General features: G+C 54.4%; 10 protein-coding genes. All 10 read right to left on the bottom strand.

Annotated elements, in window-relative coordinates; all coding sequences use genetic code 11:
- Positions 1–29 precede the first annotated feature (29 nt).
- The 10 genes from ftsA to ACT3TC_RS01460 all read right to left on the bottom strand — a co-directional run bounded on the left by ftsA (position 30) and on the right by ACT3TC_RS01460 (position 12,409).
- Positions 30–1,319, bottom strand: coding sequence for a cell division protein FtsA (gene ftsA / locus ACT3TC_RS01505; protein WP_193053782.1), 1,290 nt, complete (start codon positions 1,317–1,319; stop codon positions 30–32).
- A 301-nt stretch (positions 1,320–1,620) separates the two neighbouring features.
- Positions 1,621–2,334, bottom strand: a complete 714-nt coding sequence (locus tag ACT3TC_RS01500) for a cell division protein FtsQ/DivIB (protein WP_193053783.1) — start codon at positions 2,332–2,334, stop codon at positions 1,621–1,623.
- A 9-nt stretch (positions 2,335–2,343) separates the two neighbouring features.
- Positions 2,344–3,282, bottom strand: coding sequence for a D-alanine--D-alanine ligase (locus ACT3TC_RS01495; RefSeq protein WP_287077841.1), 939 nt, complete (start codon positions 3,280–3,282; stop codon positions 2,344–2,346).
- Complete coding sequence (gene murC / locus ACT3TC_RS01490; RefSeq protein ID WP_444638952.1) at positions 3,279–4,691, bottom strand: UDP-N-acetylmuramate--L-alanine ligase; 1,413 nt, start codon at positions 4,689–4,691, stop codon at positions 3,279–3,281. Before murC ends, ACT3TC_RS01495 begins: the two co-directional genes overlap by 4 nt.
- Before the next feature lie 53 nt (positions 4,692–4,744).
- Entirely contained in the window at positions 4,745–5,842 is a 1,098-nt protein-coding gene (murG, locus tag ACT3TC_RS01485; protein WP_444630104.1) for an undecaprenyldiphospho-muramoylpentapeptide beta-N-acetylglucosaminyltransferase, read from the bottom strand.
- 17 nt (positions 5,843–5,859) lie between these two features.
- Positions 5,860–7,044 carry a putative lipid II flippase FtsW gene (ftsW, locus tag ACT3TC_RS01480; RefSeq protein ID WP_444638879.1) on the bottom strand — a complete coding sequence of 395 codons (1,185 nt, stop codon included), beginning with the start codon at positions 7,042–7,044 and terminating at the stop codon, positions 5,860–5,862.
- Entirely contained in the window at positions 7,041–8,420 is a 1,380-nt protein-coding gene (gene murD / locus ACT3TC_RS01475) for a UDP-N-acetylmuramoyl-L-alanine--D-glutamate ligase (protein WP_444638878.1), read from the bottom strand. The genes ftsW and murD overlap by 4 nt, the downstream gene beginning before the upstream one ends.
- A gap of 45 nt (positions 8,421–8,465) precedes the next feature.
- Positions 8,466–9,548, bottom strand: a complete 1,083-nt coding sequence (gene mraY / locus ACT3TC_RS01470; RefSeq protein WP_444638877.1) for a phospho-N-acetylmuramoyl-pentapeptide-transferase — start codon at positions 9,546–9,548, stop codon at positions 8,466–8,468.
- Positions 9,549–9,557: 9 nt separating this feature from the next.
- Entirely contained in the window at positions 9,558–10,916 is a 1,359-nt protein-coding gene (locus ACT3TC_RS01465; RefSeq protein WP_444638876.1) for a UDP-N-acetylmuramoyl-tripeptide--D-alanyl-D-alanine ligase, read from the bottom strand.
- Complete coding sequence (locus tag ACT3TC_RS01460) at positions 10,913–12,409, bottom strand: UDP-N-acetylmuramoyl-L-alanyl-D-glutamate--2,6-diaminopimelate ligase (RefSeq protein ID WP_444638875.1); 1,497 nt, start codon at positions 12,407–12,409, stop codon at positions 10,913–10,915. The genes ACT3TC_RS01465 and ACT3TC_RS01460 overlap by 4 nt, the downstream gene beginning before the upstream one ends.
- Positions 12,410–12,419 lie beyond the last annotated feature (10 nt).

The raw sequence follows: 12,419 nt of genomic DNA, 5'->3' as shown, positions 1-12,419 counted from the left end.
CCGTCTCCTGAACCGCGCTTGCGGCCCTGTCAGAAATTTCCTTTGAACCAGCCCTTGATTCTGGCCAGCGCCGAATGGTCTTCCTTGATATCACGTCGAGAGAGCTCGTTGCGACCTTTATGAGGTGCAATGACTCCCCCGTGGCTTTCTAGACCCTGCCCATGCCGCGCTTCTTGCAGTGCATAGTGCAATAAGCCGACACCTGTCGCATAAATGGGGTTTCGCACGACATCCGCTAAACCTTTAACGTTTTGCGGACAAGCAATACGAACCGGCATGTGGAATATCTCTTCCGCCAGTTCGCCGACCCCTTCCATACGTGAGGTGCCACCAGTGAGCACAACACCAGCGGCAACCATGTCTTCATAGCCACTGCGACGTAATTCGTCTCTAACCAGTGTAAATAGCTCTTCATAGCGTGGTTCGACCACTTCTGCGAGCGCCTGACGCGACAAGTCGCGTGACGGACGATCACCCACGCTAGGAACCTTAATCATTTCATCGCTTGCGGCCAATTGCGTTAAGGCACAAGCGTATTTAACCTTGATCTCTTCTGCGTGCTGCGTCGGTGTACGTAGCGCCATGGCAATATCGTTGGTGACCTGATCACCAGCAATTGGTATAACGGCCGTATGTCGAATGGCACCTTCAGTAAAGATGGCCATATCAGTGGTTCCACCACCGATATCCACCATGCAAACGCCTAATTCACGCTCGTCTTCGGTCAACACTGCCATGCTGGATGCCAGCTGCTCCAGGATAATTGAGTCGACGTCCAAACCACAGCGTCGAACACATTTCTCAATATTCTGTACCGCGTTGAGTGCTGCCGTTACCAGATGAACTTGCGCTTCTAAACGTACACCGGACATGCCCAAGGGCTCGCGAATACCGCCTTGTGCATCAATTGCAAATTCCTGGGGCAGTACATGTAAAACGCGCTGACCTTCTGAAACCGCCCTTGCCCTCGCTGAATCAATAACGCGATCAATATCAGAAGGAGTAACTTCACGCTCTTTAATAGCGACCACGCCATCTGAATTCATCGAGCTAATATGACTACCCGCAATGCCCACATATACCGAGTGAATATCGCAGCCAGCCATAAGCTCGGCTTCTTCCACAGCGCGCTGAATAGATTGAACGGTTGATTCAATATTAATGACAACGCCTCGCTTCATACCCCGTGACGGATGCGAGCCGATACCAGCAATTTCAATGCCGCCATCATCGGTAGGTTGACCGACAATTGCGACGACCTTGGACGTTCCAATGTCCAGCCCGACCACCATATTCGATGCATTGGGTGAGCCTGCCATGAGTCGGGAATTCTCCTTGTAAACTTTTTAAATTAAAATAAATAGGGATACTTAAACCAACTTATTCTTTGCCTATTATAACTTGCAACCGGTAAGCGCTGATAGCTCAATAGCGCTGTACGCTGATGTGAAGTTTAAATCTACAAAATCACCGATATCCCATAGTATAGAAACAATTGGCATAATACGACCAGCCCAAGCCCACAATAATGGGCTTGAAGTGTAATTTAAACCCCATTAATGCGTTTTTACGCGCTGTCGGCGACTTATCATGGCTAAAGCGCGTTAATTAAAACTTGAGTTAGTCTTCTGATGCCTCAAAATCGCTCTGACCATGCCAGGCAACAGCGACACCGTTAGGATAGCGCAGATCAATATAACGAATATGCTCACTATACCTTGATAATTCGCGCTGCCAGGAGGCCGCTAAGCGTGCCAAACGCACTTCATGCTCGCGCCGGCCCAGCATAATCCAGGTACCGTTACTTAGCTGTACACGCCATGCACCGCGCGGCTCTAATCGAAACTGAGTAAGTGCCAACGACAAGTTTGCGAAATAAGGTGTTAGGCGATGATAGTAATTTAGCACCTCTTCACTGCTTCCGCTGGGGCCCGCAAGATCAGGAAGACCTGAAGGCACCGCCAGAGGTGCAAAAGCAAAGGGCTCGCCTTTCGGGTTAAGCAAAAAGTCATCATTCCAGCGCGCAACGGGCACTTGTTCCGCCAGTTCAAACACCAGCGCATTCGGCCACTCACGAGAAATACGTACTTCTTTAAGCCAGCCAATCTCCAGGGCCCGGTTACGCAGCACGCCTAAATCAGCCGATAACCAAGTGGCACCTTGAACCAAAGGGGCAAGCTGAGTGCGTAGGTAGTCTGCGCTTACGTAATCCCACTCCCCACGGATGGAAACACGCTCGATGGGCCGATCCAGCCATAGCCATAGCGCGCGCCCTCCTGCCACTAACAGTAACGCCAGAAGCAGGATACCAAACCAGGCATTACGCCTTTTCATAAGGCCTCATCATGATGCGTTCTGCTTTCCGGCAGAGTGGAGTATCTGCACCACCAGGTCATCAAATTCGATGCCCGCATAGGCAGCGGCTTGAGGCACCAAACTGTGATCGGTCATGCCAGGCACGGTATTAACTTCCAATAGCCAGAACTGGCCATTGGCATCCCGCATCACGTCCACACGCCCCCAGCCTTCACAACCAATGGCCGCAAACGCGTGCTGGCACAGCGTTGCCAGCTGCGCTTCCTCTTCTGCGGTAAGCCCACAAGGAAGATGGTACTGGGTCGTATTGGAAACGTATTTGGCTTCATAGTCGTAGAATCCGCCAGGCACTTCGACCCGAATAGCGGGCAATACACGCTCATCCAGCAGCGCCACCGTGTACTCCTCACCGACCACAAAGCGCTCGGCCATCACTCGGGCATCAAATTGTGCCGCTTCGCGATAGGCGGCCTCAAGCGCCTCCTGGCTTTTAACTATACTGATCCCAAGCGTGGAGCCTTCATGTACTGGCTTAACCATCATCGGCAACCCAAGCGTGGCGACCACTCCGGCCCAGTCTGCATCAGCCGTCAGCATAATGCTTTCCGGCGTGGGCAGCCCAATGGCTTGCCAAACCTGCTTGGTGCGCTGCTTATCCATTCCCAGTGCTGACGCCATAACGCCACTACCGGTATAGGGAATACCCAAGAGCTCAAGCGCGCCCTGCAGCGTCCCGTCTTCACCACCACGACCATGCAGAGCGACAAATATCGCCGATGGCGCCATAGCCTCAAGTCCGGCTAACCCCTTATCGCGTAAGTCATAGCCTTCTGCGTTAATCTTTTGGCGTTTTAGCGCCTCAAGTACAGCGGCACCACTTTTAAGGGAAACCTCACGCTCAGCAGAAGAACCGCCGTAAACCACCACCACACGTGAGCAATCAATATTGACGTCTTTCAGGCTCACAGTTCCACCTCACTCATTTGCAGCTTCGCCTTGGCCAAGCTGAGCGAGATACCACCTACGTCGCCCGCCCCCTGAGTAATTAGGATGTCGTCGGGTCTCAGTACATTGGCCAATAGCGCTGGCAGCTCCTGCTTATGTTCAACAAAAAGCGGGTCTACCTCACCGCGCTGACGAATCGAACCTGCAAGCGTGCGCCCTTCAGCGCCAAGGATAACCGCCTCGCCCGCGCTGTATACGTCTAAAAGTACCAGCGTATCTACCTGGGACAGTACTCGAACGAAATCTTCATAGAGATCCCGAGTCCGGCTGTAGCGGTGGGGCTGATAAAGCATCACTAAACGACGCTCAGGCCAGCCAGCGCGGACTGCTCTGATGACCATATCCACTTCGCGCGGATGATGGCCATAATCATCCACTAACATAATCTTGCCGGGCGCTTTAGGCGCAGGGAAATGGCCATGCACTTGAAAGCGCCGCCCTACCCCAGCAAACCCCGCCAGACCGCGCAAAATCGCCTCGTCACTCACGCCTGCATCCGTAGCAACAACAATCGCTGCCATCGCATTAAGCGCATTGTGCTGACCAGGCATGGCAAGCCGCACGTTTAAGGGCGCGGCCTGACCAGGCCGCAAAGCCGTAAAGGAAACTTCACCACTTTGCTGCACAAAATCGGTAATCCGATAATCGGCATCGTCTTCAAAACCGTAGGTAACGAACTGGCGCTTAATCTGAGTTCGCAGTGCCCGTACATGCGGGTCATCGATACACAATATAGCCAACCCGTAGAACGGCAGGTTGTGCAGAAATTCGATAAAGGTATCTTTTAACCGTTCGAAATCGCCACCATAGGTGCTCATATGGTCAGCATCAATATTGGTAACTATCGACACCATTGGCTGTAAATGCAGGAATGAAGCGTCAGACTCATCCGCCTCTGCAACCAGATAATCCCCTTCACCCAGGCGCGCATTGGTACCGGCACTGGTCAACTTCCCACCAATGACAAAGGTCGGGTCCAGGCCGCCTTCGGCTAACAGTGTCGCCGTTAAGCTGGTCGTGGTTGTTTTTCCATGGGTACCGGCAACCGCAATGCCGTGACGAAATCGCATTAACTCTGCCAGCATCTCGGCACGACGCACCACGGGGACACGGTGCTCATGTGCCCAGCGAATTTCAGGGTTGGTCGTATCAACGGCGCTTGAAACAACCACAACGTCGGCCCCTTCGACATTCTCCTCGGCATGGCCAATCTCAACCCGAACACCACACACGCGAAGCCGCTCAATAACCGAAGAGGCTTTCATATCACTGCCACTGACGCTGTAACCTTGATTGGCCAATACTTCGGCAATACCACACATGCCCGCGCCACCGATACCGACGAAATGAATATGCTGAATACGGCGCATACCCGGGCCGCTTGAGCTTATGCGTTGCAGCGACGATGGGGTTACTGAGTCGGTCACACGTTTTCTCCTTTGTGTAGTATCGCCAGGCATCCTTCGGCTAATCGCTCTGTGGCATCCAGGTGCGCAGCCTGGCGTGCACGGGAAGCCATCAGCGCCAGCGTAGCGGGCTCTAATAGGTCATTTAAATAGTGCGTTAAACGCTCAGGCGTCAGCGCGGATTGCACAACGCATAGCGCAGCACCCGCATTAACCAGTACATTGGCATTGACTCGCTGGTGATCATCGACCGCAAAAGGAAACGGAACAAGAAGCGAGGGCTTTGCCGCAGCCGCCAGCTCTGCAACCGTTAACGCCCCCGCTCGACAAACCACCAAATCAGCCCAATCATACGCTGCGGCCATATCATCAATAAACGGGGAAACATCGGCCTGTATGCCATGTTCGGCGTACCCTTGTGCCGTTTGAGCGTCCCGCGACTTCCCGGCCTGGTGGCGTATTTCCGGGCGCTTACCGGGTGGTAGCGCAGCAATCGCTTGAGGCAAGCGTTCATTTAATGCCACAGCACCTAATGACCCCCCCACCACTAACAAGCGCAGCGGACGCCCCTGTAATGCCTCGACCGTACGCGGCACTTGGCCAAGTGTCGCTATATCTTCACGCACGGGGTTGCCAATGACGTCTGCCCGCGTACCGAACGCTTCAGAAAAGGCAGCATAGCTGCGCGTCGCCAAGCGAGAAAGCACGCGGTTGGTTAAGCCGGCAACTGCATTTTGCTCATGAACGACCAGCGGAATACCCGATAGCCACGCAGCAAGCCCGCCCGGACCACTGGCAAAACCACCGAGGCCAACCACCAGCTGCGGCTTAAAGCTTTTTATGACGTCACGTGCCTGCCAAATAGCTCGACTAAGGTTCACAGGCGCTTTAAACCAGCCGGCCACACCATTACCGCGCAACCCGCTAACAGCAATGGTATGCAGCTTAATACCGGCCTCGGGCACCAGCCTGTTTTCAATACCTCTGGGGCTACCCAACCACTCAACGTCAATGTTTTGCGCCATAAGCGCACGCGCAAGGGAAAGCGCGGGGATCACATGCCCGCCCGTTCCTCCTGCCATGATTAAAACACGCCGATGTGCGTTCACCGTCACAAACGACTCCTTGAAAATTATTTCGATAACCGCGGCTCATGGCGCGGTTTATAGGGGGTTGGCGCACGGCTCGGCCGCTGTCGTGTTTCTGCGTCAACCCGCAAAAGCAGACCAATCATCATGCCAATAACCAGTAAGCTCGAACCACCATAACTTATCAAAGGCAAGGTCAGTCCCTTGGTGGGCAGTAGCCCCGAGCTTACCGCCATATTGATAAATGCCTGAGAGGCAATAACAAAACAAATACCGTAACTTACGTAAGCACCAAAAAGATGGCCCGCAAGCTCAGCCTTCCGACCAATCCACATGGCGCGACTAATCAATAGAGTAAACAGCAGGATAATCGCAATAGCGCCAATCATGCCCAGCTCTTCGGCAATAACGGCAAAGATAAAATCGGTATGCGCCTCGGGTAAATAGTGCAGTTTCTGGACACTATTACCTAACCCGGTGCCTGTAACATGCCCACGACCAAAGGCAATCAGCGCTTGGGTCAACTGATAGCCGGTTGCGAACTGGTCTGCCCACGGATCCAAAAAACTGGTCCAACGCGCCAGACGATAAGGCTCCAGCGCCACCATCATGACCGCACCAAATCCCAAAACAGTACCGCTGCCAATAAGTAACACGAGCGATGCACCACTCATCATTAACATGCCAATGACACACGTGGTGTAGACCACCATGCCGCCAAAGTCGGGCGCTAAAAACAGCAGTCCTGCGGGTAGCGCCAACACCGCAATGGGACGCCACATGGTAAAAACACGGCGGCGTAAATCATAGGTAAAACGCGACATAAACATCGCCATGTAAAAGATAAGGCCTATTTTACCAAGCTCAGATACTTGAAGACTAGGCAGCGGGCCCGGCAGCGCTATCCAGCGCTTACTGCCGTTAATTTCCTGACCAAACAGCAACACGCCTACCAACAATGCTATGCTTATTAAAAAAATCAGTGCCGCATTCTGGCGCCATACTTCAAGGGGTACGCTAAGCATAAACAAGCAGCCTAACGTTGAAATGAGCAAGAAAACCCCATGCTGCCGAAAATAGTAGAAGCTATTCTCCAGAAGTCCTATTGAGGCCGAGCTAACCATCACCCAGCCAATGCCTGCAAGCGCCACAGCAGCTGCAATGAGCCAGATATCACAGGGGAAGTTTCGCGTCGTTAATACAGTATGCAAGCGCTGTAATCGGCTCATAAGGATACTCCCGCCGCACTGCTTTCCACCCAGCGACGAAAAGCATCACCTCGAACCTGGTAGTTGGGAAACTGGTCCAGGCTTGCACAGGCAGGCGACAGCAACACACAGTCGCCAGGCTCTGCTTGGCTAAATGCGGCCTTCATTGCCTGCGTTAAGTCATTTACCTGCTGGACCGGCACATGCGCCGCTACCGCGTCTGAAATTCGCTCACTATCAGCACCAAATAGCAGTGCCAGCCGCGCGCAGCGCGCCAACGGCACCGCTAACGGCGAAAAGTCAGCGCCTTTACCTACACCACCCGCCAACCAAATCAAGCGACCTGTTAACGTAGCGCCCAACCCTTCAATAGCGGCTAATGTTGCCCCAACATTGGTGCCTTTCGAGTCGTTTATCCACGTCACCCCATTAATACAGGCCACTGTTTCGCTCCGGTGAGGCAACCCCGTAAAGGCTTTTAAGGCTTCTACCATGGCAAATGCATCAAGCGCCAACGCCTGCCCCATTGCCAGTGCCGCTAATGCATTCGTATAGTTGTGCTGGCCAGCCATTTTCAATTCACTTGCCGAAACCCATGGCGTCTGCCCCTGCATGAGCATAAGCTCGGCCCCTTGCCATACCAGCCCCCAGTTGGTGTCTATGGGCGGGTTCGCTGAAAAGCTGACAATGCCTGGCCCTGCTTGAAGAGGCCAGGTCAGGGGGTCGTCCTGATTGACAACCGCATACTGCGCGCCGTTAAAAATACATTGTTTTGCCAAACGATAGGCCGACATATCACCATGCCTATCCAAATGGTCTTCGCTCAGATTCAAGAAAGCCGCGACTTTTGCACCCAAGACAGGCGTGGTTTCAAGTTGAAAACTGGAAAGCTCAAGAACATACAGCTCTGCATCCGGCTGCTCGACCAATAAATCCAGCGCGGGCGTTCCCAGGTTGCCGCCAACCGCCACTCGCAAACCAGCCGCCCTGGCCATCTCACCCAGTAGAGTGGTCACCGTGGATTTCGCGTTTGAGCCCGTGATAGCCGCAATGGGGACTTGGGTCGCGCGAACAAACAGCGCCGTTTCACCAATCAGCACAGGCTCGCCTGTATGCGGATTAACGCGCCCAGCCAGGCTTTCAAGACCCGGCGAATCAGGGCCAACGCCTGGGCTAAGCACTACTTCATAAGCGTCCGTAAAATCGAGCGACGTCAGAGGGCCGCAGATGACGTCAACGTTTGGATGGGCTGCATAAAAAGCGTCAATCCTCGGCGGCTCGCTGCGCGTATCGACGACCATAAACGGCGTATGCGTGCGTGCCAGGTGGCGGCATATTGCTCGACCTGAAAGGCCCAAGCCAACGACCACCGTGACACCCTTGGGTACTCGCACCATCTCTGGCTCCTTTGCGGTTTACGCTTAAGGCGATAACGCTACCGATTAACGAACCTTGAGCGTCGCGAGGCCCAGCAACACCAGCACAACGGTAATGATCCAGAAGCGCACAATAACGCGTGGCTCAGGCCAACCTTTTAACTCGAAGTGGTGATGCAGCGGCGCCATACGGAAAATACGCCGACCCGTCAGTTTGTAAGACCCAACTTGCAGGATCACCGACAACGTCTCCACTACGAAGATACCGCCCATAATAAACAGGACGATCTCCTGGCGAACGATGACCGCCACAACCCCAAGCGCCGCCCCCAGGGCAAGCGCACCTACATCTCCCATAAACACCTGGGCGGGGTACGTGTTAAACCATAAAAAGCCGAGACCCGCACCTGCAATCGTGGCGCAGAAAATAGCCAGCTCACCGGTGCCGTTTATAAACGGGATATGCAAGTAGTTGGCGAACACTGCATTACCGCTAGCGTAGGCAAACACCGACAATCCCATCGCTACCAGCACGGTTGGCATAATGGCCAAGCCATCCAGCCCGTCGGTTAAATTCACGGCGTTAGAACTACCCACAATCACCAGGTAGGTTAATACGATATAGAACACGCCAAGCGGCAGTGCGACGTCTTTAAACAGCGGCACCAACAAGCTGGTTTCAACGGGCGTGGTTGCGGTGAAAAACAGCACTAACGCAGCGCCAAGACCTACCACCGACTGCCAAAAGTACTTCCAGCGTGCCGGCAGGCCTCGCGGGTTCTTTTCTACCACTTTCCGGTAATCATCGACCCAGCCTATCGCACCAAAGCCCAGCGTAACGGCCAATACCACCCACACATAGCGGTTGGTTAAATCACCCCATATGATGGTGCTGATGCCGATGGCCAGCAGGATCATCACCCCTCCCATAGTAGGGGTGCCCGCTTTTGATAGATGTGACTGCGGGCCATCATCACGCACGGCCTGGCCTATCTGGCCTTCCACAAGCCGGCGAATAACCCACGGCCCTAGCCAAAGGCAAAGCATTAATGACGTTAACGCGGCAAGAATGACGCGCAAGGTGAGATAGTTAAAAACCTGAAAGCCCGTATAGTACTGAGCTAAAAAACTCGCCAAGTAAAGTAACATGAACGGCGTTTACCTTATTTCATCCGAGCACAGCGCAGTAATGATCTTTTCCATACCGGCGCTACGCGACCCTTTAACCAACAACGTGGCATTGGGCGGCAAAGTATTAATGACATGACGCACTAGCGTCTCGTGGTCGTCAAAATGCTGCCCGCGACCGAAGGCGTCACAAGCTGGACGCGCGTTATCACCCAACGTCAACAGCCCGTCGATGCCAAGCTCAGCCGCGTAGCGGCCCATCTCAGCATGCAGTTTTTCCGTTTCGTCTCCCAGCTCACCCATGGCGCCCAGCGCGCACCAACGCGGCGCGGGGAAACGCATTAACGTCTCCATAGCGGCTTTGACCGCCCCAGGGTTGGCATTATACGTATCGTCTAACAGCGTGGCACCATTAAGCCCCAAAACGATACTTAGCCTTCCCTTCAACGCGCGTAGGGTCTGCAGACCTTCAATCACATCCGTGGGCGTTACGCCTATCGCTAATGCGGCCGCAGCCGCGGCCAGCGCATTGCTCACGTTGTGCTTACCTGGCATGGCAATCTGCACATCGCCCAGCGGTTTGCCATGTTGAACAAGCGTGAAAGCATACCGCCCCTGAGAGTCACAGGAAAGCGCCGAGGCATGAACATCCGCAGTACTATCAAACCCAAAACTGATCACACGGCGCGGCGACGCACAGGCAGCCCAAAAGGGGTAGTAACGATCATCGCGATTGAGCACCGCGATGCCCTGCTCACTTAGACCGTTCAGCAGCTCGCTTTTGGCTTGGGCAATATGACCCATGCCTCCAAACTCGCCAACATGCGCGCCCGTTACGTTGGTGATCACCGCTACATCCGGTACGGTTAATCGACTAGACCAGGCGATTTCGCCCAAGTGATTTGCGCCTAGCTCAATCACGCCTGCTTGATGCTCGGGCGCTAAGCGTAAAAGCGTGAGAGGTACGCCAATATCGTTATTAAGATTGGCTTTGGTGGCCAACACGTTACCCAACGGCGATAACAGCGCAGCCGTCATCTCCTTCACCGTCGTTTTGCCACTATTTCCCGTGATACCGACTAACGGAATCCCGCACTGACGGCGCCACGCGCCCGCTAAAAGCCCAAGTCCCAAGCGTGTATCAGGGCATACCAACTGAGTCAGTGGACTTTCAACAGCGGACTCAACCAGTGCCGCCGCCGCGCCTTTGTCGCGGGCCTGTTCGATAAAATCATGACCATCAAACCGCGGCCCTTTAAGCGCGATGAATAAGCAGCCAGGAACAATCTGCCGAGTGTCCGTCACAATGGAGGTAAATGCGCGCGATGCATCGCTGACGGGCACCATAATTCCCAGCACTCTGGCGGCATCGGCCAGTGTCCAGTTCATTGTGCACTACCCCGCAATGCAAACGCCTTCATGACTTCATCTTCATCGTTATAAGCGTGACGGACGCCGTTGATCTCCTGGTAGGCCTCGTGGCCTTTCCCAGCGACCAGAATCACATCGTTTTGAGCTGCCTGTTGAATCACTTGGCTGATCGCGTGACGACGGTCCGCTATTTCGAGCAGTGTTGCCGTTGAGGCGAGCCCGGCAATAATGTGCTGACGAATCTGCGCTGCTGACTCGCCCCGTGGATTATCGTCAGTCACCACTACCACATCCGCCAGCGCCTCCGCCGCTTTTGCCATTTCTGCGCGCTTGCCTGTGTCGCGCTCACCGCCACAGCCAAACACACACCACAGCTTGCCCGCCTTGCTTAAATGGGCGCGCAGCGCTGTGAGCGCATTGTGTAACGCATCAGGGGTATGGGCATAGTCAATCACCACGCCCGGAACGCCTTTTGCGTGATAAAGCGCCATACGGCCAGGCACCGGGGTAAGCGCAGCGGCAGCCTCGAAAAGTGAGTTAATCGAATGGCCCCATCCATAAAGCGTCGCCATGGCCAACAACACATTATCCAGGTTGAAACGCCCGACCAGACCCAGCACTAACATGCGCTCGCCTTCGGGCGTGGCAATAAGTGCTTGCTGGCCTGTTTCGCTTGTCTGAACGTCCATCACCCGTAGCGTTACGGCCTCATCCTGACCGACCGCCAATACGCGAACGCTTTGATCACAACCAGCCAGCATCAATCGCGCTAGGGGGTCATCGGCATTAACCACTGCAAGCTCAAGCTCGCTACGTCTGAATAGCTTCGCCTTGGCCGCGGCATAAGCCGCCATGCTGCCATGATAATCAAGATGATCTCGCGTTAGATTGGTAAACACGCCCACCTTTATATTGGCAGCATCTAAACGATGCTGGTCAAGGGCATGGGAGGAAGCCTCAAGCGCTACTCGCTTAATGCCCTGAAGCGCCAGCTCTCCAAACGCCGCCTGCAGGGCTAAAGGCCCCGGCGTGGTGAGCCCAGTATCCACTAGCTGGCCCGAGCGGCCTACACCCAGCGTTCCTACCACACCCGCCGGAACACCTAGCGCTTCGCTAAGTTCTGCAATGTAATGAGTAACGGAGCTTTTACCATTGGTACCGGTGACGCCAATAACCTCAAGGTCATCCGGAACATTAAAAAGTTGTTTACCCAGCGCTCCCAAACGGACAGCCAGATGTGGCAAGTAGAGTACACGCCCATCCCAGGTCGCATGGTGCTCCGTGGTATGCGCCAGCACCAGCGAAGCGCCTTGCTCAAGCACTGCGCGAATAAAATCGCGCCCGTCACGCTGACTACCTGGAACAGCTACAAATATATCGCCGACTTCCAGCGCGCGTGAGTCGGTGGTCAGACGTAAAGACGCGGGTAGTTCGGGAAGCGGCTGCTCAAACGAAGCACCCGGCCATACTTTGCTCAGCGCACTCCATACATCGGTGGGAGCCAACGTCATGCCATCTCCT

Source organism: Halomonas sp. AOP27-A1-41, assembly GCF_052378605.1.
Lineage (GTDB): Bacteria > Pseudomonadota > Gammaproteobacteria > Pseudomonadales > Halomonadaceae > Vreelandella > Vreelandella citrativorans.
Note: the sequence above shows the minus strand (reverse complement) of the source record. Positions and strands in the feature narration are given on the sequence as shown.